The organism is Actinomadura sp. (genome assembly GCF_044508335.1).
Taxonomy (GTDB): Bacteria; Actinomycetota; Actinomycetes; order Streptosporangiales; family Streptosporangiaceae; genus Spirillospora.
The window spans coordinates 79356-98636 of record NZ_JBIQHY010000011.1; the positions used below are offsets into that span (position 1 = coordinate 79356).

At 74.1% G+C, this 19281-nt stretch carries 17 protein-coding genes and 1 pseudogene; 7 read left to right on the forward strand and 11 right to left on the reverse strand.

Going from position 1 to position 19281, the window contains the following annotated elements:
* Positions 1-54: 54 nt before the first annotated feature.
* Positions 55-843, forward strand: a complete 789-nt coding sequence (locus ACIWVC_RS06890) for an SDR family NAD(P)-dependent oxidoreductase (RefSeq protein ID WP_396451036.1) — start codon at positions 55-57, stop codon at positions 841-843.
* A 206-nt stretch (positions 844-1049) separates the two neighbouring features.
* Here ACIWVC_RS06890 and ACIWVC_RS06895 read toward each other — a convergent pair whose 3' ends face one another.
* Positions 1050-1469, reverse strand: coding sequence for a hypothetical protein (locus ACIWVC_RS06895; protein ID WP_396451038.1), 420 nt, complete (start codon positions 1467-1469; stop codon positions 1050-1052).
* 136 nt (positions 1470-1605) lie between these two features.
* Here ACIWVC_RS06895 and ACIWVC_RS06900 point away from each other — a divergent pair, with 136 nt between their 5' ends.
* On the forward strand, positions 1606-4635 hold the full coding sequence (locus tag ACIWVC_RS06900; RefSeq protein ID WP_396451039.1) for a BTAD domain-containing putative transcriptional regulator: 3030 nt from the start codon (positions 1606-1608) through the stop codon (positions 4633-4635).
* On the opposite strand, the gene ACIWVC_RS06905 is transcribed toward ACIWVC_RS06900, so the two are convergent.
* The 4 genes from ACIWVC_RS06905 to ACIWVC_RS06920 all read right to left on the reverse strand — a co-directional run bounded on the left by ACIWVC_RS06905 (position 4617) and on the right by ACIWVC_RS06920 (position 7600).
* Positions 4617-5438, reverse strand: a complete 822-nt coding sequence (locus tag ACIWVC_RS06905; RefSeq protein WP_396451040.1) for an ABC transporter permease — start codon at positions 5436-5438, stop codon at positions 4617-4619. The genes ACIWVC_RS06900 and ACIWVC_RS06905 overlap by 19 nt on opposite strands.
* Positions 5435-6385: an ATP-binding cassette domain-containing protein gene (locus ACIWVC_RS06910; protein WP_396451042.1), complete on the reverse strand. Its 951-nt coding sequence runs from the start codon at positions 6383-6385 to the stop codon at positions 5435-5437. The genes ACIWVC_RS06905 and ACIWVC_RS06910 overlap by 4 nt, the downstream gene beginning before the upstream one ends.
* Positions 6386-6447: 62 nt before the next feature.
* A complete protein-coding gene (locus ACIWVC_RS06915) occupies positions 6448-6756 on the reverse strand; it encodes a hypothetical protein (RefSeq protein ID WP_396451043.1) in 309 nt (102 codons plus the stop codon).
* Between the two features lie 151 nt (positions 6757-6907).
* Complete coding sequence (locus ACIWVC_RS06920; RefSeq protein WP_396448927.1) at positions 6908-7600, reverse strand: HAD family hydrolase; 693 nt, start codon at positions 7598-7600, stop codon at positions 6908-6910.
* A 130-nt stretch (positions 7601-7730) separates the two neighbouring features.
* On the opposite strand from ACIWVC_RS06920, the gene ACIWVC_RS06925 reads away from it, so the two are divergent.
* Positions 7731-9221 carry a CHAD domain-containing protein gene (locus tag ACIWVC_RS06925; protein ID WP_396453917.1) on the forward strand — a complete coding sequence of 497 codons (1491 nt, stop codon included), beginning with the start codon at positions 7731-7733 and terminating at the stop codon, positions 9219-9221.
* Positions 9222-9233: 12 nt separating this feature from the next.
* Here the strand turns inward: ACIWVC_RS06925 and ACIWVC_RS06930 are convergent, their stop codons facing one another.
* The 3 genes from ACIWVC_RS06930 to ACIWVC_RS06940 form a co-directional block, all read right to left on the reverse strand.
* Positions 9234-10103: an NUDIX domain-containing protein gene (locus ACIWVC_RS06930; protein WP_396448925.1), complete on the reverse strand. Its 870-nt coding sequence runs from the start codon at positions 10101-10103 to the stop codon at positions 9234-9236.
* A complete protein-coding gene (locus ACIWVC_RS06935) occupies positions 10096-12180 on the reverse strand; it encodes an RNA degradosome polyphosphate kinase (RefSeq protein WP_396453919.1) in 2085 nt (694 codons plus the stop codon). Before ACIWVC_RS06935 ends, ACIWVC_RS06930 begins: the two co-directional genes overlap by 8 nt.
* Positions 12181-12307: 127 nt before the next feature.
* Entirely contained in the window at positions 12308-13774 is a 1467-nt protein-coding gene (locus ACIWVC_RS06940) for a pentapeptide repeat-containing protein (protein WP_396453920.1), read from the reverse strand.
* 260 nt (positions 13775-14034) lie between these two features.
* Between ACIWVC_RS06940 and ACIWVC_RS06945 the strand changes: the two genes are divergently transcribed.
* Positions 14035-14235 carry a hypothetical protein gene (locus ACIWVC_RS06945; RefSeq protein ID WP_396453921.1) on the forward strand — a complete coding sequence of 67 codons (201 nt, stop codon included), beginning with the start codon at positions 14035-14037 and terminating at the stop codon, positions 14233-14235.
* A gap of 70 nt (positions 14236-14305) precedes the next feature.
* Here the strand turns inward: ACIWVC_RS06945 and ACIWVC_RS06950 are convergent, their stop codons facing one another.
* The 3 genes from ACIWVC_RS06950 to ACIWVC_RS06960 form a co-directional block, all read right to left on the reverse strand.
* Complete coding sequence (locus tag ACIWVC_RS06950) at positions 14306-15451, reverse strand: CU044_5270 family protein (protein ID WP_396448921.1); 1146 nt, start codon at positions 15449-15451, stop codon at positions 14306-14308.
* Positions 15448-15996, reverse strand: coding sequence for an RNA polymerase sigma factor (locus ACIWVC_RS06955; RefSeq protein WP_396453922.1), 549 nt, complete (start codon positions 15994-15996; stop codon positions 15448-15450). Before ACIWVC_RS06955 ends, ACIWVC_RS06950 begins: the two co-directional genes overlap by 4 nt.
* A gap of 140 nt (positions 15997-16136) precedes the next feature.
* A complete protein-coding gene (locus tag ACIWVC_RS06960; protein WP_396453923.1) occupies positions 16137-17033 on the reverse strand; it encodes an alpha/beta fold hydrolase in 897 nt (298 codons plus the stop codon).
* An 84-nt stretch (positions 17034-17117) separates the two neighbouring features.
* Between ACIWVC_RS06960 and ACIWVC_RS06965 the strand changes: the two genes are divergently transcribed.
* From ACIWVC_RS06965 to ACIWVC_RS06975, 3 genes and pseudogenes are all read left to right on the forward strand, one after another.
* On the forward strand, positions 17118-17663 hold the full coding sequence (locus tag ACIWVC_RS06965; RefSeq protein ID WP_396453924.1) for a CGNR zinc finger domain-containing protein: 546 nt from the start codon (positions 17118-17120) through the stop codon (positions 17661-17663).
* A 129-nt stretch (positions 17664-17792) separates the two neighbouring features.
* Positions 17793-18989, forward strand: a complete 1197-nt coding sequence (locus ACIWVC_RS06970; RefSeq protein ID WP_396448917.1) for a PP2C family protein-serine/threonine phosphatase — start codon at positions 17793-17795, stop codon at positions 18987-18989.
* Positions 18986-19281 (forward strand): annotated as a pseudogene (locus tag ACIWVC_RS06975) (sensor histidine kinase); the annotation flags it as partial. The gene ACIWVC_RS06970 and the pseudogene ACIWVC_RS06975, both read left to right, overlap by 4 nt.

The window sequence follows — 19281 nt, forward strand, 5'->3', positions numbered from 1 at the left end:
GGCGCCGCCGGGCAGGGTGATCATAGGGGTGTTCCGGAATTCGAGGAGGTCCCTGTGCGGCGGAGTTATGTGGTCACGGGCGGTGGACGCGGTGTCGGGCGCGGCATCGTCGAGCGGCTGGTCGCGGACGGCGGCAAGGTCGTCGTGGTCGAACTCGATCCGGCGGCTCTGGAATGGGCGGACGGCCCGGTGATCCCGGTCGTGGGAAGTGCGGCGGACGAGGACGTCGCCGAGCGCGCGGCCGATCTGGCGCAGGAGGCCGGGACGCTGACCGGGTGGGTGAACAACGCCGCCGTTTTCCGTGATGTGCCTTCACCCTCGGCGGGCGAGCTCCTGGATCTGGTCGCGCTGAACTTCAACCCGGCGGTGGTGGGGTGCGTGACCGCGGTCCGCCGTTTCCTGGAGGCCGGGACGGGCGGCGCCATTGTGAATGTCTCGTCCCATCAGGCGCAGCGCCCGGTGCGGGGATCGCTGCCTTATGCGACGGCGAAGGCGGCCATTGAGGGGCTCAGCCGGGCCATGGCCGTCGATTACGGGCCGCATGGCGTCCGCACGAACGTCGTGGCCCTCGGCTCGATCACGACCGGTCGCTATGAGGCGTTCCTGGAAAACCAGGCGCCGGAGGAGAGGGCGCGAATCGAGGAGGAGATGCGGTCGCTCCATCCCCTGGGCCGGGTCGGTCGTCCGGCCGAGGTGGCCGCGGCCGTCGCGTACCTGCTCTCGGATGAGGCGAGTTTCGTGAACGGCGCCGTCCTGCCCGTGGACGGCGGGCGGCACGCGGTCGGCCGGGACCCCGAAGAAGTCCGTGCTTTCCCGGACGAACTGCAGAAACGCGAAAAGTAGGACGCGCCGGAACCGGGCCCGGTTGACAGCAGCCCCAGAGCTGGCCAGGACCTCCCGACCGGCGCGGGATGCCGGTACAAATAGGGATTCCATTCCAACCGGCTCGCCGACAAGTGCTCCTGGGGGAAGAAGGGCTCTTCGAAGTACTGCTGACCTTTTCCGCACCGCGGCTCGGCCCTCGCACACGGGGCCGGGCCGCGGTCTTTTCAAGCGGTTTTCGCCTCGGTGACCGCCTCGCGCAGGGCGGCGAGGAATGCCTTGCCGTCGGCGTCGTCGCCGAGGCCGATGTGGAATGAGGAGGGTTCCGGGCTTCCGGACCAGCGTCCGGTCGCGCTGACTCCCGTGTCGAGGCCCCCGGCGAGCGGCGAGCCGATGCTCACGTCCTCCAGCCTGATCGACAGGACATGGACGCCCCGCTGCTCTCCGGCCACCGCCACCACCAGGTAGCGCGGCAGCAGGAGCGCGATCGTCGTGTGCTCGGTGTCCGGGTCGCCCGATTTCGTCAGCCTCGCCAGCAGGCCCGGCCGCTTCAGCCGGACGCTGCGGGTCGCGCAGCACCGCACCGCGGCGCCCAGCACGTCCCCGAGCTGATGCTCCTCGGCATGCGCGGTGATCGCGTCCCGCACCGCCGGGTCGAGACTCCCGGGCTCGCATCGCCTGCTTGAGCGTTCGTAAAGCCGATCCATCCCCACCTCCGAGATCGGTCCAACCCTATTGGCGGCGGGGGTCGAGGCCCCTTAGCCGCGATGGCAGAGTTGAGGGGTGCGGGTTGGGATCCTCGGGCCGCTGGCGGTCACGGACCGGGGCGCGGATGCCGCCGTCCGGGGGACGCGGCTGCGGGCGCTGCTGATCCGGCTGGCGCTGGAGCCGGGGCGGACGGTCACCGCCGAAGCCCTCGTCCAGGCGCTGTGGCCGGAAGGCGGGCCGGGCGTGCACGCGTTGCAGGCCCTGGTCTCGCGGCTGCGGCGGTGCCTGCCGGACGGGCGGCTGCGGTCGGTCCCCGGCGGCTACGTCCTGGACGTCGAATGGGTCGACGCGCCCGAGTTCGAGCGGCTCGCGGGGGAGGGGCGCCGGGCGCTCCGGGACGGGGACGCCGGCGGCGCGGCGCTCCGGTTGCGGGAGGCGCTCGGCCTGTGGCGCGGGGACGCGCTGGCCGATGCGGCCGGGCTCCCGTTCGCGGACGCGGCGGCCGTGCGCTACGAGGCGCTCCGGGTGTCGGCGGTCGAGGACCGGGTCGCCGCCGAGCTGGCCCTCGGGGCCGAGCCGGCCCCGCTGATCGCGGAACTGGAGGAGCTGGCGGCGCTGCATCCGCTGCGTGAGCGCCCCCGGGCCCTGCTCATCGAGGCGCTCCGCGAGGACGGGCGGTCCGCCGAGGCGCTGGCCGTGTTCGAGCGTTTCCGGGCGTCGCTGGCGGAGGAGCTGGGCACCGATCCGGGAAAGGAGCTGCAGGACGCCTACCTGGCGGTCCTGCGGGCCGCCCCCAGGGAGCGGGTGCGCGGCAACCTGCGGGTGCCGCCGACCGGCTTCGTCGGGCGGGCGGCCGAGTGCGCGCGGGTCGCGCAGGCGCTCTGGGACGGGCGGCTCGTCACCTTGGTCGGGCCGGGCGGGGCGGGCAAGACCCGGCTCGCCACGAAGGCCGGGGCCGATCTGGCCGGGCGGTTCCCGGGCGGGGTGTGGCTCGTCGAGCTGGCCGCGGTCGAGAGCGCCGTCGAGGTGCCGGGCGCGGTCGCGAGCGCCCTCGGGATCCGCGGCGGGACGAGGCGGCTGGTGGAGGCGCTGTCCGCGGACGAGACGCTGATCGTCCTGGACAACTGCGAGCACGTCGTCGACGCGGCGGCCGCGCTGGCGGACGAGCTGCTCGGCGCCTGCCCCAGCCTGCGCGTCCTCGCGACGAGCCGGGAGCGGCTCGGCGTCGACGGCGAGGCGCTCTGCCCGGTGCCGCCGCTCGAACCCGAGTCGTGCGTCCGGCTGTTCACCGAGCGGGCGGAGGCCGTCCAGCCGGGGTTCGCGGCCGACCGGCGGGTCGTCGAGGACATCTGCCGCCGCCTGGACGGGCTGCCGCTCGCGATCGAGCTGGCCGCCGCCCGGCTGCGGTCGATGCCGGTCGAGCAGCTCGCGGCCCGGCTGGACGACCGGTTCCGCCTGCTGGCGGGCGGGAACCGGACGGCCCTGCCCCGGCACCGGACGCTGCGCGCGGTCGTCGGCTGGAGCTGGGACCTCCTCGACGACGCGGAACGCCGGTTCGCTGAGGGCCTGTCGGTGTTCCCCGGCACGATCGCGCCGGAGACCGCGGCCGAGGTGACCGGCATGGGGGACGCCCTGGACCTCCTCGATTCGCTCGTCGACCGGTCGCTCCTCCAGGCCGTCGACGGACCCGAGCCGCGCTTCCGCATGCTGGAGACCATCCGCGAGTACGGGCTGGAACGGCTGGCGGACGCCGGGGAACTCGACCGGATGCGGGCGAGGCACGTCCAGTGCTTCCTCGCGCTGGCCGAACGGGCGGAGCCGCACCTGCGGCGCCCCGAGCAGCTGACGTGGATCTCGCTGCTCGCGGCGGAGCGCGACAACCTCCTCGCCGCGCTGCAGCACGCCGTGGACGAGGGCGACGCGGGGACGGCCGTCCGGATGGGCGCCGCGCTGGCCACGTTCTGGATGATCCAGGGCGATCACGCGGAGGCGGCCCGGCGGCTGCGCCTCGCGCTGCGGGTGCCGCGCTCCGGCCCGGTGCCGGGGGAGGCGGCCGCGCTCGGCGGCTACGCGTTCAACACCGTCCTGTCCGGCGGCGGCGCCCGCGACGACACGCTGATCGGCGAGCGCCCCGAGTCGGGGCACCCGCTCGCCGCGCTGATCGAGCCCGCCGCCGCACTGCTGAACGACGACCCCGCCGGCGGCGTCGAGGCGATCGACCGGCGCCTCCCCCACCCGGACGCCTGGACGAGCGCCGCGCTGCGCCTGATGCGCGCCATGCTCAACGGCAACCGGGGCGAGATGGGCGCCGCGAGCAAGGACATCGCCGCGGCCGAGGCCGGGTTCCGCACGGCGGGCGAGCGGGCCGGGCTGGCGCTCGCGCTCATGTTCGCGGCCGAGGTGCAGACCGTGGACGGGCATTTCGACGGCGCCGTCGCCGCGCTGGAGGAGTCGATCGGGCTGCTGCGCGAACTCGGGCAGGACGGCGGCACCGGCATGCAGCGGGTCATGCTCGCCATGGCGCGGGCCCGCTCCGGCGACGTCCGCAAAGCGCGGGACGAACTGGCGGCGATGGTCGCGCCGGGAGCCGCGACCCCGTCCCGCCACCTGGTGCAGGCCCGGCTCGCGCTCGGCGACCTCGCCCGGCAGGCCGGCGACGCGGACGAGGCCCGCGAGCACTACGCCGCCGCCGGACGCGAGCTCGACCGCGTCCCGTCCTACCCGCAGTCCCGCTCGCTGCTGGAGGCGGCGTACGGCCAGCTGGCGATCGAGCGGGACGACCCGGCGGCGGCGCGCCGGCACCTGCGGGAGGCGCTCGCGCTCGCCGCCGCCGCGCCCGACATGCCGATCGCCGCCGTCGCCGGGTACGGGATCGCCCGGCTGCGCGCCGCCGCCGGGGATCCGCGCGCGGCGGCCGAGGCTCTCGGCGCCGCCGCCGTGCTGCGCGGCGCGCCGGACGCCTACAACCCCGACGTCGTCCGGCTGACCCGCCGGCTTCGCAAGGACCTGGGCGAGCGCGCCCACCGCGACGCCTACGACCGCGGCCGGCGGCTGGACGTGGCCGGCGCGCTCGCCTTCCTGCACGATCAGCTGCGCCGCCGGTAGGCGTGGACGGCGAGCGGCCCGAACACGACGAGGAATCCGGCCGACCACAGCAGCGTCGCCGTCGCGGGATGCGCCACCGGCCCGCCGAGCAGCAGCCCCCGCGAGGCGTCCACCGCGTCGCTGACCGGGTTGACCTTGACCCACGCCTGCAGCCAGCCGGGCATCGTGCCGGTCGGGACGACCATGTTCGTGCCGAACGCGAGCGGGAAGATGCCGAGGAACGCCACCGTCTGCACGATGACCTCCTCTTTGATCAGCACGCCGATGAGCACGTTGATCCAGCCCATCGCGAAGCCCAGCGCGGTCGCCAGGCCGGCCGCCGCCACCGCCGACACCGCGTCGGTCTCCACGCGGAAGCCCATCAGGTAGCCGGTCGCGAACAGCACCACGGCCGCGACCACGTACCGGATCACGTCCCCGAGCACGATGCCGATGAGCGGCGCCGAACGCCCGATCGGCAGGCTCCGGAACCGGTCGAACACGCCCTTCTTGATGTCGGTGTTGATGCTGAGCCCGGTCGCCAGCATCCCGGCGAGCAGCATCGTCATGACCAGCACGCCGGGGAACACGTACTGCAGGTACGCGTGCGTCGACCCGGACACCGCGCCGCCGAACAGGTACACGAACAGCAGCAGGAAGATGATCGGCATGAACAGCGCGTCGCTCAGCACGCCGGGGCTGCGCCGCGTCTTGGTCAGGCTCCGCCCGGCGAGCAGCAGGCTGTGCCGGACGAGCCGGTAGCGCCGCCTGCCCGCCGAGGCGCCCCGCGCCGTCGTGCCGGATTCCAGAACGATGTCGGTCATGCCGCGGTCTCCTCGTCGGTGTGGTGGCCGGTCAGCGTGAAGAACACCTCGTCCAGGCTGGGCAGCCGCAGCGACAGCTCGATGACGCCGATCCCGGCGGCCTCCAGGCGGCGGACGGTCTCGGTGAAGTCGCCGTCCCCGCCGACCGGCACCGACACCACGTCCCGGCGCGGCGGCTCGACCTCCCGGCCCGACACCGCGCGCAGGATCGAGGCGACCTCGCCGAGCCGCCCCGGATCGCGCGGCCGGACGGTGATCGTCTGCCCGCCCGCGATCCGCTTCAGCTCGGCGGGCGTGCCGGACGCGATGACCCTCCCCCGGTCGATGACGGTGATCTCGTCGGCGAGGGCGTCCGCCTCCTCCAGGTACTGGGTGGTCAGCAGGACCGTCCCGCCGCCGTCCGTCATCGACCGGATCAGCCGCCACGCCTCCTCCCGCCGTCCCGGATCGAGGCCGGTCGTGGGCTCGTCCAGGTAGATGACGGCGGGACGGCCGATCATGCTGGCGGCGAGGTCGAGGCGGCGCCGCATCCCGCCCGAGTAGGTGGAGACGCGGCGCCCGGCGTCCTCGGTCAGCTCGAACCGCTCCAGCAGCTCGGCGGCGCGGGCCCGCGCCTCCGCCTTCCGCATGTCGAGGAGCCGCCCGATGAGGACGAGGTTCTCCGCCGCGGTGAGGTCCTCGTCGACGGACGCGTACTGCCCGGTGAGCCCGATCAGCTCCCGCACCTTCGCCGCGTCCCGGACGACGTCCAGCCCGCAGACCTCGGCCCGCCCCGCGTCGGGGCGCAGCAGGGTCGCGAGGATCCGTACCGCCGTCGTCTTGCCCGCGCCGTTGGGCCCGAGGACGCCCAGGACCGTCCCCGGACGCGCCGCCAGCTCCACCCCCGCCAGCGCGGTCGTCTTCCCGAACCGTTTGACCAGGCCGTCGGCCTGAAACGCGTAATCCATGCCCCGGAGGCTGCCGGGCGCCGCTCACAAACCGCTCACACGGCGGCGCCCGCCCCCGGCCGCTACTCCAGGTCGAACTTGACCTTCTGGCCCTCGATCGAGGTCACCCTGATCAGTACCGGCCCGACCTGCGCGCGCTCGCCGTTCGCGATCACGGCCGGCGCGGACCCGGCCGCCGACACCGTCATCCCCTGGTCGGAGATCTGCGAGACGGTGACGTCGACGTCGTTGACCTCCACGGTCTGCCCGGCGCCGTTCACGGTCACGTGGCATTTGCCGTTGACGCAGCTGTGCGAGTTGGTCTGGCATCCGCTGAGCAGCAGCACGCCCCCGAGCGCGGCTGCGGCGACAACCGGAACTGCACGCTTCACAAAACCCCCCATGTCGAATGAATGTCGACATATGGATGCGCCGCCCGCCTGTCCGGTTCCATGCCGAACCGACACGAAGCGGCCCAGCGAGCGTGAAGCGGCCGGGGCGGCACCGGACGGGACAACGGGGACACCGCGCATCCGGTCTGCGTCAGGTGTCCAGGACGGCCCGGATGACTTCGGGGGTATCGGTCAGGTCTTCCAGGACCAGGTCGGCGCCGGAGAGGCGCAGGGCGGCGGCCGGGGTGGCGCCGGTCGCCACCGCCACCACGCGGGCGCCGCCCTCGTGGCCCGCGCGGACGTCGTGCGGCGTGTCGCCGATCAGCACCGTGTTGGAGGGCGTGAACGCGTCGCCGTACTTGGCGGACGCTCGCTGCTGCGCGAGGCGCACCAGGGGCGGGCGTTCGACGCCGTCCATGCCGTACGCGCCCACGTCCAGGTCGAAGTAGCCGCTGAGGGCGAGGGCGGTCAGCTTGACGGCCGCTATCTGCCGCATGTTGCCGGTGAGGGCCGACTGGATCACGTCGGGGCGGGCGGCGAGGGCCTCCAGGGCGGCGAGGGCGCCCGGCAGGACGCGGCCCCTTGAGGCGATTTCGTGGCCGCGGGACGCGAACGCCTCGGCGAGGGCCGTCGTGAAGGAGGTCAGCAGGGCGGGAGTCGGGTCTATGTCGTGGTGGCGGAGCGTGTCGGTGGTGATGGCGAGATCGGTGCGCCCGGCCATGGAGGCGACCTTCGCGGGGCGGTGCCCGATGAGCCGGTGGAAGACCGTCGCGTAGATGTCGGCGCTGACGCCCCCGGCGTCGATCAGCGTGTGGTCGATGTCCCAGAGCACCAGTGTCCGCACGATCGCATCGTAGGGCGCATGTCAGGGCGAAAGGCGCAGGTAAAGGTTTCCACCGCCGCTGACCTGGGCGTGAAATGCTGGTTATCTGGGTGTACGTGTAGATCACCGGGCGTCCCCGAAGGAGCGGAGCGTGGCCGAAGGGCATCTCGAGATCGAGCAGAAGTACGACGCCGCCGCCGGTTTCGTCCTGCCTGAGCTGGACGGGCTGCCGGGCGTGGCGTCGGTCGGGGAGCCGCACGTCCACGAGCTGCACGCCACCTATTTCGACACCGCGGACCTCCGGCTGGCCGCCCACAAGATCACTCTGCGGCGGCGGAGGGGCGGGCCGGACGCGGGATGGCACCTGAAGATGCCCGCCGGGCCGGACAGCAAGCGGGAGCTGCGGGCGCCGCTCGGCCGGCCGCTGGTCGTCCCGGCGCGGCTCGCCGGGCTGGTCGCGGCGTACACGCGGGGCGCGGAGCTGCGCCCGGTCGCGACGCTGGAGACGCGGCGGACGGTCGTCCGGCTGCTCGGCGCGGACGGGACCGAGCTGGCGGAGGTCGCCGACGACCTGGTGACCGGGCGGTGCGGCGACGCCGAGCCGCGGACGTGGCGGGAGATCGAGGTCGAGCTGGGCGCGGGCGCCCCCGACCTGCTGAAGGCCGCCGGGAAGCGGCTCCGCAAGGCCGGCGCGAAGAAGGCCAAGTCGTCGTCCAAGCTCGGGCGGCTGCTCGGCGACGCCGTCGGGCCGGCGGAGGCGGCGGCCGCGCGGGCCGCGGCCCGGTCGCGGATCGCGGCGGCCACCTGCAACGGGAAGGCGCCCTCCATCACGACCGGCGAGGTCGTCATGGCCTACCTCGCCGAGCAGGTCGAGGCGATCATGCATTTCGACCCGAAGGCGCGGCTGGGCGAGCACGACGCGGTGCACCGGATGCGGGTCGCGGTGCGCAGGACGCGGAGCACGCTGCGCAGCTACCGGTCCGTCCTGGACGCGGAGAGGACCGTGCCGCTGGGGCCGGAGCTGAGGTGGCTGGCCCAGGAGCTCGGCGAGGTCCGGGATCGCGAGGTGCTGCGCATGCGCTTTCAGGGCGCCCCCGCCTTCCTCCTGGACGACCTGGAGAGGCAGGAGCGGTCCGCGTACCGGCGGCTGAACCTGTGCCTGAAGGAACCGAGGTACTTCGCCCTGCTCGACCGGCTCGACGAACTGGTCATGGACCCGCCGCTGGCCGCCGCGGCGGGCAAGAAGGCCCGCAAGGAGCTGCCCGGCCTCGTCGAGCGGGCCTGGGACCGGATGGCCGGGGAGTACGCGTCGATCAGGACGGCCGACGACCCCGACGCCGCGCGCCACGAGACCCGGAAGGCGGCCAAGCGCGCCCGGTACGCGGCGGAACTGGCCGTCCCGGTGCTGGGCGTCGCCGCGAAGCGCGTGGTGAAGGACGCCAAGCGCATCCAGGAGGTCCTCGGCGCCCACCAGGACGGCGTGATCGCCATGGAGCACCTCGCCGCCGCCGCGAAGCGCACGAAGATCCCGGCGGAGGCGTTCACGCTCGGCGTGCTGTACGGCAAGGAGCAGTGCGAGGCCGAAAGCGCGCGCGACCGGCTGGCGACGACCTGGTCGCAGACTCTCGGGCCGTCGTTCTAGGGGCTGTGCGTTCTAGGGGCTGTGGCGTTCCAGGGCCGGCATCGACGAGCCGGTGACGTGCGCGGCCCAGAACTCCGCTTTGCCGAGGCTCGGATCGTCCGGGACCTTCTCGCCGAGCGCCTTGCACAGCCCGGCGACGAGCCCGGAGACGATCTCGCCGTGGGTGCACACGACGGTCGGGGCGCCGGCCAGCGAGATCAGCCGTTCCACCGCCTCCTCCGGGCCGGCGTCGCCGACGGTGAACGCCGCCTCGGTGGTGATCGGAGCGCGGGCCAGGCGCGCGTACGGCAGGACGGTCTCCAGGCAGCGGGCCGTCGCCGAGCTGATCACCCGCAGCGGACCGTAGGCGTGCAGCAGCTCCGCGAGGGCGGCGGCCTCGCGCCGGCCGGCGGCGTCCAGCGGGCGCAGCGAGTCGGCCTCCCGCCACTCGTGCTTCTGCCCGGCGGACGCGTGCCGCAGGATGATCAGCGGCGACGTCCGCGACGGGCCGCGCAGGAACTCGTCCAGCAGGTCGATGTCGTGCTGGTAGCTGAGCCTGGCCTCGGCCTCGGCGGCCGGCAGCCAGACCAGCTCGTCGACCTCGCGGCCGGGGGTGAAGGCGCCCTCCGCGACGGGCCGGGCCGCCCAGTAGTCGACCTGCTTCGTCCGGTCCCCGACCGGGTACCGGCTGGTCGGGAGGCGGCGGCCGAGGCGGGCGACGATGCCCGTCTCCTCCTCGATCTCCCGGACGGCGGCGCGCAGCACGTGCTCGCCCGGGTCGACCTTGCCCTTCGGGAACGACCAGTCGTCGTAGCGGGGGCGGTGGACCAGCGCGAACTCGGGTCCGCGCTCCGCGCCGTCCCGCCACAGCAGCGCGCCGGCCGCGCGGATGACCTCAGCCATCGATCGTCCTCCAGCGGCGGCTCTTGACGAGGTGCGTCTGGATGTCGAGGAGCGTCTCGCCGGGGCGGGGCCGCGCCCGCGTCCACGTCCCGTCGCCGGCGAGCGACCACGCGTGGGTGCCCGGCTCCATGGCCCGGTCGAGCAGCGCGAGCAGGTCGTCGCGCTGGGCGCGGTCGGTGACGGTGACGAGGGCCTCGACGCGGCGGTCCAGGTTGCGGTGCATCAGGTCGGCGCTGCCGATCCACACCTCCGGCTCGCCGCCGTTCTCGAACGCGAACACGCGGGAGTGCTCCAGGAACCGGCCGAGGACGCTGCGCACCCGGATCATGTCCGACAGGCCGGGCACGCCGGGACGCAGCGCGCAGATGCCGCGCACCCAGACGTCCACCGGCACCCCCGCCTGCGACGCCCGGTACAGCGCGTCGATGACCACCTCGTCGACCAGCGAGTTGCACTTGATCCGGATGCGGGCGGGATGCCCTGCCCGCCGGTTGTCGATCTCGTGCTCGATCCGCTGGACGAGCCCCGACCGCAGGCTGTTCGGCGCCACCAGCAGCCGGTTGTAGGAGCTCTGCCGCGAATAGCCGGTCAGGTGGTTGAACAGGGCGCTGACGTCCTCGCCGACTTCGGGGTCGGCGGTGAGGAGCCCGAAGTCCTCGTAGAGGCGGGCGGTCTTCGGGTGGTAGTTGCCGGTGCCGATGTGGCAGTAGCGGCGCAGCTGGCCCTCGTCGTCCTGCCGGACGATCAGCGCGAGCTTGCAGTGCGTCTTCAGCCCGACGAACCCGTACACGACGTGGCAGCCGGCCGTCTCCAGCTTGCGCGCCCACGCGATGTTGGCGCGCTCGTCGAACCGCGCCTTCAGCTCGACGACGACCACGACCTGCTTGCCCGCCTCGGCGGCGCTCATCAGCGCGTCCACGATCGGCGAGTCGCCGCTCGTCCGGTACAGCGTCTGCTTGATCGCGAGGACGCGCGGGTCGGCGGCGGCGTCCTCGATCAGCCGCTGGACGGTCGTGGTGAACGAGTCGTACGGGTGGTGGACGAGCACGTCCCGCTCGCGGATGGCGCTGAAGATGCTCGCGTCCTCGGGCAGCGCCTCCTTCGACGGCACGAACGGCGGGTACTTCAGCTCCGGGCGGTCGAGGTCGGCGATGGACGCGAGCCCGCCGAGGTCGAGCGGCCCGATCACGCGGTAGATCTGGCTGTCGTCCACCGACAGCTCGGAGGTGAGCAGCTCCAGCACGCCCTCGGAGATCGACTCCTCGACCTCCAGCCGGACGACCGGGCCGAACCGGCGGCGCAGCAGCTCCCGCTCCAGGGCCTGCAGCAGGCCCTCGCTGATGTCGTCGTCGATCTCCAGGTCCTGGTTGCGGGTGACGCGGAACGCGTGGTGCTCGACGACCTCCATCCCGACGAACAGCTGCCCGAGGTGCGCCGCGATGACGTCCTCCAGCGGGGTGAACCGGTCCGGGGACGCCTCGATGAAGCGCGGCAGCAGCGGCGGCACCTTGACGCGGGCGAACATCGTCGCGTCGGTCTCCGGGTCGCGGACGATCACGGCCAGGTTCAGCGACAGCCCCGAGATGTACGGGAACGGGTGCGCGGAGTCGACCACGAGCGGGGTGAGCACCGGGTAGATCCGGTCGCGGAACAGCCGCCGCAGCCGCTCCTGCTCGGTCTCGGCCAGCTCGTCCCAGCGCAGGATGTCGATGCCCTCCTCGCCGAGCGCGGGGCGGATCTCGTCGCGGAAGCAGGACGCGTGCCGCGCCATCAGCTCGTGCGCGACCTCCCCGGTGCGCTCCAGCACCTCGCGGGGCTGCCGGCCGCTCGCGGACTGGACGGCGAGCCCGGTCGCCATCCGGCGGGCGAGGCCGGCGACGCGGACCATGAAGAACTCGTCCAGGTTGCTGGAGAAGATCGACAGGAACCGGACGCGCTCCAGCAGGGGCAGGCTCGGATCCTCGGCGAGTTCCAGGACGCGCTGGTTGAATCTCAGCCAGCTCTCCTCGCGATCGAGGAAGCGGTCGTCCGGCAGCGCATCGGGTTGCGCGGGGAGCGGTCCTGGATTGACGGTCATGCCCTGATCTTCCCTGACCAAGATGAACGGCGGTCGAACTCGGATGTTTCTCCGAAGTGTCAGACCCTTTGATCATGCCCAGGGTTCCCGCTGATCATTCGGTCTTCCGGCGCGCCGGGCGGGCCGGCTACGTGCCGCCCCCGCCCAGGTGCGCGATGTGCGCGGTGTCGGCGGGGCCGCCGTGGCTCACCGCGGACGCGCCGAGGCACACCAGCGCGACGATCACCGCCAGCCAGGCGACCACGCGCCCCGCGCGCAGCCCGTAGCCGCAGGTGATCCAGAGCAGGTGCAGGCCCAGCCGGCGCAGCGGGTCGCGCTCGCCGCGCCGCCGCGTCTCCAGCGCCCCGTACCGGAAGTCGCGGGCCAGCCGGCCCCGGTCGGCGGCGGCGCTCGCGCGGGCCAGCTCCAGGTAGAGCGCGTGCAGGCGGCCGTCGTCGGGCGCGTCGCCGGCTGCCCGGCGCAGGTCCTCGGCGAGCACCGCCCGGCCGCCGCGCGTCCACGGCCGCAGCGTCCGCCGGTACGGGACGGTCGCGAACGAGCAGTCGCCCGCGATCGCCAGCGTGTGGGGGCGGCGCAGGCCGAGGAAGCCGCATCCGCTCAGGTCGACGTCGGCGAGGTGCAGCCGGGCCGCGTCCACCCGGCGCAGCGACGTCACCCGGACGCCCGCCGGGCCGGGCGGGGGCGTCAGCCCCTGGATCGGGCGCGCGAGCGACCGGACGGCCGCCGGGCCGTCGAACACCGCGCCCTCCAGGTCGAGTTCCGCGTGCCGCAGCCGGAACCCCGCCTCCCCGTGCACGGTCACCCCGCGCGCCGCGACCTGCGGGGCCGCGGCGTGGACGCGGAGCCGGCCGTGCACGGTCGCGTCCGCCAGCCCGACCCGGCCGCCCGCGGCGAGCGGGCCGAGCGACGCGCCCTGCCGGAACCGCGTCCGCTCGAACCGGGCGTGCCGCGCCACCTGGACGCGCTTGAACGACACGGGACCGGCGAAGCGCGCCGCCTGCATCGCCGCGTCCCGGCCGAACCGGGCGCGGTCGAAGCAGGCCGCGCCCATGAACACGGCCTTCCGGAACGAGGCGTCGGCGTGCCAGCGGGCCTCCCCGAACAGCGCGTCGCCGGTGAAGACGGCCTCCTCGAACGTGGTGTAGCGGTGGAAGCGCGCCTCGTGGAACGACGCGTTGCGGCCGAACCGGGCGCCGCGGAACGAGACGTTGCCGAAGAACCGCGCATCGTAGAACGACACCGCGCCGAGGAAGCACGCGCCGTCGAACGAGCTGTCGCCCTCTGCGCACACCCCGCGCAGCGCCGCGTCGGACGCCAGCACGGCGCCGTCGAAGCGCGTCCGGCCGAGGTGGGGGCGGCCGTCCGGCCCGGTCACCGCGTCCAGTACGGCGTCGAGCAGCCGCGCGGGGACGGTCACGCCGCGCAGATCGAGGTCGCCGCCCGGCCGCAGCGCGCGCACGAACTCCTCGAACTCGCCGGGGCGCAGGTGGGCGGGGCAGCCGCCGGACCGCCCCGCGGCCCGTCCGCTGCATCCTCGGACGGCCGAACATCGAGGCCAGAACACCGACGGCGGGGAAGGCTCGGGATAGGTCACGGTTCTCGTTGTACCCACGCCGCTGCGCGGAGTGAAGGTCTCCCCGCGGTCAGGTGCGTGCGACCCCGGGGCCACCCGCGCCGCGATAAAAGGGCGGGGTTGTTTTGTCAGACCCTTGCGTAATGATTTCTGTTATGAGCAGAGACACCCATCCGGGGGTGCAGTGCCCGCACTGCCAATCGCATCTCGCGCTCGTCCCCGTGCCTGGTAACGCCGTGCCCGGAAACTCCGCCGTATCAGTCCCCGCGTCCGTCCCCGCGGTGCCGATCGTCGCCAAGGAGGAATGGCAGCCGCCGCCCGTCGCCGAGGTCCTCGCCGTTTACGCGGGACGCGCCAAGGACACCGTGACCGCGGCCCGCGGCGCCGCCAAGGTCAGGGAAAGCCTCAACCGCGCGAAGGCGGCCGCCGCGCAGCGCCGGGCCGCGCAGAGAACCGCGCGCCGCACCCCGAAAAGCGCTTGATCACATCTCGGCCACTAAACGCCGGGAAGGGACGGCACCGCGAGTGGGCACCGTCCCTTCCGCAGCCGCGTCACCTCGGGTGCGCGTCGGTCCATTCCGTGGTGAGGACGACGGTGGAGTCCGCCGTCCGCCCGGCGGGGAGCCCGCTCCCGGCGGCCGGCTTCAGCACGATGTCCTCACTGGCCAGCGCGGCGCCCGAGGACAGATCAATGATCATTTGATGGCGGATGACGCCGCGGCCCGTCTGCTCGTCCACCGCGATCGCGTTTCCCTTCCGGCCCTTCGGGTCGGTGGCCCTTCCGACCGATTTCACCGCGGGCAGACCGGCCAGCATCCGGAACGCGCCCGCCCGGACCTCCGGCTTCACCGGCATGTCCATCACGAGGCCGCGCGCCACCTGGTAGAGCCATTCGTCCGACGCCATCGGCCGGTCCGACTCGGTGCCGTGCCCCTCGTACCGGCGCAGCAGCCCGGCCTTGAGGCGCTCCGGGTCGGACGGCAGCGACCGCAGCTCCTTCATCGTCACGTTCCGGCCCAGCCAGAACACCTTGTCGCCGTCGACCAGCGGCGAACTGCTCACCTGGGGACGGCCCGGCGCGGTCTTCGCCTGGAACGTCTTCACCCGTCCCGTCCCCGGCTCGGCGCCGGGCGCCACGGGCACCTCGATCTCGAACGCGGCCGGCGAGCCGGCGCGCCGCCACGCCGCCGCGTCCGCCGGGGTGGCCGGCGCGGCGCCGAGGTTCTGCTGGAGCGTCCAGGTCTTCATGCCCGGCCTGCTGGGCGTCCAGGTCTCGGCCCTGTCCCGGACGACCACTCCGTAGCGGTCCGCGCCCTTCCCGACCATGTAGAGGTGGGAGGAGACGGTCGACTGATGCCAGTACGCCCGCATCGTCTCGGGCTGCGCGGCCGCCTTGTCCGCCGCCGCGAGCAGCACCGTCCGGGCGTCGAGCACGGGCTCGGCCGGCCGCGGCGCCGGGCCGGCCGGGTCCCCGCCCGCGGTGGCCAGCGTCGCCGCGGCGATCGCCCCCGCGGCCACCGCCCCGGCCAGGCTCAGCCCCCACACCGGGCGCACCCGCCGCCGCGGCGCGCCGTGGACGTCCCGGCCGCCCGCCATGGCGCGCGCCAGCTCCGCCCGCCGGACGCCCTCGTCCACCGGCGCGTCCGGGTCCAGCTCGGCGGGCCTGGCCTGCCGCAGGGTGTGCAGTACGTCCCTCATGACATCTCCTCGCTGACGATCCCCACCTGCCGGCGCGCCCCGCCGGGTTCCCGCTCGCCCGCCATCTCCCGCTCGGCGGCGCGGAGGAGGCGGCGGCGGGCGCGGTGCAGCCGCACCCGCAGCGCGGCGGGCGAGCAGCGCACGACCTCGGCCGCCTCGCGCGGCGTGAGCCCCTGCCAGGCGATCAGGATCAGGACCTCCCGGTCCGCCTCCGGCAGCGCCGCCATCGCGCGCAGGACCGCGAGCCGCTCGGCCACGTCCTCGGCGATGTCGCCGGCCGGGCGGGCCGCCCGGCTCAGCTCGGCGGCGGACGACTCGCGCCGCACCCGCGCCCGGTGCCCGTCGCGCAGCACGTTCCGCGCGACGCCGAGCAGCCACGGCAGCGCCGGGTCGGGGACGTCGGCGAGCCGCCGCCACGCGATCGCGAACGTCTCGCTCACCGCCTCGTCCGCGGCCTGCCGCCCGGCGCGGGCGGCGGCGTACGCCCACACGTTCTGCCGGCAGGCGTCGTAGATCGCGGTGAAGCGCCGCTCATCCGGGGTCACGCCGCGCCACCGCCCGTCGTCCGCTGTCGTCCGCCACCGCGCCTCCGTCCGTCCAGGTGTTCATGACATGAGGTAGTGGCCGGGGACGGCGCATTGTTACACCGGGAGCGGTCTCGCCGGCGAGTTCCCCGCGCGCGGACTCACGCGGGGGAGAGCGAGTCGAGGAAGCGGGCGATCAGCGGGGCGATCTCGTTGAGGTGGTCCTCCAGGGCGAAGTGGCCGGTGTCGAAGACGTGGAGTCCGGCGTCCGGCACGTCGCGCAGGTAGGCGCGGGCGCCCGGCTCCGGGAAGAACGGGTCGTTCCGCCCCCAGACGATCAGGGTCGGCGGGGTGTGCTCGCGCAGCCACGCCTGCCAGGCCGGGTACTGCTCGACGTTGGAGTGGTAGTCGAACGCGAGGTCGAGCTGCGGCCGGGTCCGCCCGGGCAGGTCGAGGAAGTGCTGGTCGAGCGTCCAGCCGTCGGGGGCGATCAGCTCGGGGTCGCGGGTGCCGCCCTCGTACTGGCCGCGCGTGGCCGGAAGCGTCAGCAGGTCCCGGACGGTCTTCTCCGCCCCCTCCATGCCGGGACGCAGCGCGATGAAGTCCCGCGCCCCCGGCGACAGGCCCTCCTCGTAGGCGTTGCCGTTCTGCACGACGAGGCCCGCGATCCATTCCGGATGGCGCAGCGCCAGCCGGAAGCCGACCGGCGCGCCGAAGTCGAAGACGTACATGGCGAAGCGGGCCAGGCCGAGGCGTTCGACGAATCCCTCCATGACGTCGGCGAGGCCGTCGAAGGTGTAGCGGAACGTCCCTCCGGCGGACGCGGGCTCGGGGACGTCGCTGTGCCCGAACCCCGGATAGTCCGGCGCGATCAGCCGGTACCGGGCGCCGAGCACGTCGAAGAGGCGCCGGAACTGGTGCGACGCGGACGGGAAGCCGTGCAGCAGGAGCAGCACCGGCGCGCCGGGGGCGGCGGGCAGCGACTCGCGGTAGAAGACGCGGATCCCGTCCACGTCGACGTGCCGGTGCGCGGTGCGGGCGAGGGCCGGGATCGTCATTTCACATGCCTCCTGAGTCTGAAGATGCATTAGTAGTAACCCAGGACGACCTAATGCGTCAATGGGCAGATGTAGCATTAGGTCATGACCGATCCCGTCCCGCTGACCGGCGAGCCGCTCGCGCTGGACCTCGTCAACACCCGCCCGGCAGGCGCCGACCTGCTCTCCACCGTGGACGCGCTCGCCGCCTGGCTCACCCTCGAAGGCGAGCGGGTGCCGCAGCCGGAGACCCTCACCGCGGCCGACCTGCCGCCCGTCCACGCCGTCCGGGACTGCGCGGCCATCGCCATCGGGCACGCCCGCCGCGCCGGACGCCCGCCCGAGGACGCCCTCGCCGGCCTCACCGAGGCGCAGCGGCGGGCACCCGCGGTCAAACGGCTGGGCTGGGACGGGACGGCCGTCACCGCCACGCCGGAGCGCACGGGCCGCTACGGCGTGCGGCTCGCCGCGCACCTCGCCGAGGCGGTGGCCGACCTGCTCGCCGATCCGGCGGTCGGGCGCGTCCGGGAGTGCGAGGCGGACGGCTGCGTCATGCTCTTCCTGCCCGCGCACCCCCGCCGCCGCTGGTGCTCCGCCGCCCGCTGCGGAAATCGCGCACGAGTCGCGCGCTACTACGCGCGGCGCAAGTAGGTTGGGCGGCCAGGACGGCCGTTCGGGCGCCGGCCGTGCATCGCGGTGATCGACCGGGCCTAATATTTGCACGACGACAAGCACAGCCCTCGCCTGATCCCCCGCCGCGCCGGACGAAGGAGCTGAGAGATGGCCGCGATGCACAGTCGCGGTGCGGAGCGACTCCTCGGCGTCGCCGGCTCCCCGCACCTCCTTCTCGTCGAGGACGACCCGGGCGACGCCTTCCTGTTCGAGGAGCTGCTGACCGAGGCGCAGCCGGGCATCCGGATCACCGTCGCGACGACGCTGCGGGAGGCGCTCGACGCGCTGCGGCCCGAGATCCAGTGCGTCATCGTCGACCTGTCGCTGCCGGACGCGGACGGCCTCGACGCGCTCCACCAGGTGCGCTCGCACGCCCCCACCACCGCCGTCCTCGTGCTGACCGGCCTCGCCGACGCCCACGTCGGCGTGGAGGCCGTCGCCGCCGGCGCCCAGGACTACCTCGTCAAGCAGGACGTGGACGGCGCGCTGCTCACCCGCGCGATCAGCTACGCGATCGAGCGCCAGCGGGCCGACGAGTCCGAGCGGCAGCTCGTCGAGGCGCGCGCGCTCAGCCGGGAGAACGCCCGGCTGGAGCGCGGCCTGCTGCCCGTCCCGATCCTGCACGACGCCGCCCTCCGGCACCACGCCCGCTACCGGCCCGGACGCGACCGGGCGCTGCTCGGCGGCGACTTCCACGACACCGTGGAGACCGGCGACGGCGCCGTCCACGTCATCATCGGCGACGTCAGCGGGCACGGCGCGGACGAGGCGTCCCTCGGGGTGCGGCTGCGCATGGCGTGGCGGACGCTCGTCCTCGCCGGCCACACCGGGCCCCGGCTCCTCGACACGCTCGACGCCGTCCTGCAGCACGAGCGGTGGGCCGAGGAGATCTTCACCACCCTGTGCATGCTCACGATCTCGCCCGACCGGCGCGCGGCCCGGATGTACCGGGCCGGGCACCCGCCGCCGCTGATCTTCCGGCCGGGCGGCGTCGCCGCCGTGCCGGACGAGCCGCGCGGCCCGGCGCTCGGGCTGATCCCCGGCGTCGAATGGCCCGCGCTCGACCTCGACCTCGGCGAGTCGTGGGCCCTGCTGCTCTACACCGACGGGCTGATCGAGGGCCACGACGGCGACGGGTACCTCGACCTGTCCGGGCTGGTCGAGCTGGCCGAGCACGCGCACGGCGAGGGGCAGCGCGGCGACGTGCTCATCGACGGCCTCATCGCCGAGGCGGAGCGGCTGAACGGGGACGTCCTGTCCGACGACCTGGCCGTCCTGCTGCTGAGCCGGGGGGACGGCGCATGACCGCGGAGGGGCCGCGAAGCGGGCCGGAGGAGCGCGGCGGGGGGATCCCCCGCAAGCTCAGGCTCGGCGGGCCGGCCGTCGTGCTGCCCGCGGAGGACCTGCCCGAGGGGCACGGGATGGGCCGGCTGCGGCTCGTCCGGATCTACCAGATCGGCGCGCTCGTCCTCGGCCTGCTGCTCCTGGCCGCCTTCGCGCAGGCCGGGACCGCGCTGTACGGGAACGGGAAGGCGCGGGACGTCCTCGTCGACCAGGTCGACCCGGCGACGCTGGAGCAGTTCCGGCTGTCCACCGC

What these genes read in the sequence shown, in the direction of transcription:
- ACIWVC_RS06960 (WP_396453923.1), bottom strand. Translation starts at nt 17,033, where the DNA reads ATGACGATCCCGGCCCTCGCCCGCACCGCGCACCGGCACGTCGACGTG.
- ACIWVC_RS06970 (WP_396448917.1), top strand. Translation starts at nt 17,793, where the DNA reads ATGGCCGCGATGCACAGTCGCGGTGCGGAGCGACTCCTCGGCGTCGCC.
- ACIWVC_RS06930 (WP_396448925.1), bottom strand. Translation starts at nt 10,103, where the DNA reads ATGGCTGAGGTCATCCGCGCGGCCGGCGCGCTGCTGTGGCGGGACGGC.
- ACIWVC_RS06905 (WP_396451040.1), bottom strand. Translation starts at nt 5,438, where the DNA reads ATGACCGACATCGTTCTGGAATCCGGCACGACGGCGCGGGGCGCCTCG.
- ACIWVC_RS06965 (WP_396453924.1), top strand. Translation starts at nt 17,118, where the DNA reads ATGACCGATCCCGTCCCGCTGACCGGCGAGCCGCTCGCGCTGGACCTC.
- ACIWVC_RS06950 (WP_396448921.1), bottom strand. Translation starts at nt 15,451, where the DNA reads ATGAGGGACGTACTGCACACCCTGCGGCAGGCCAGGCCCGCCGAGCTG.
- ACIWVC_RS06935 (WP_396453919.1), bottom strand. Translation starts at nt 12,180, where the DNA reads ATGACCGTCAATCCAGGACCGCTCCCCGCGCAACCCGATGCGCTGCCG.
- ACIWVC_RS06910 (WP_396451042.1), bottom strand. Translation starts at nt 6,385, where the DNA reads ATGGATTACGCGTTTCAGGCCGACGGCCTGGTCAAACGGTTCGGGAAG.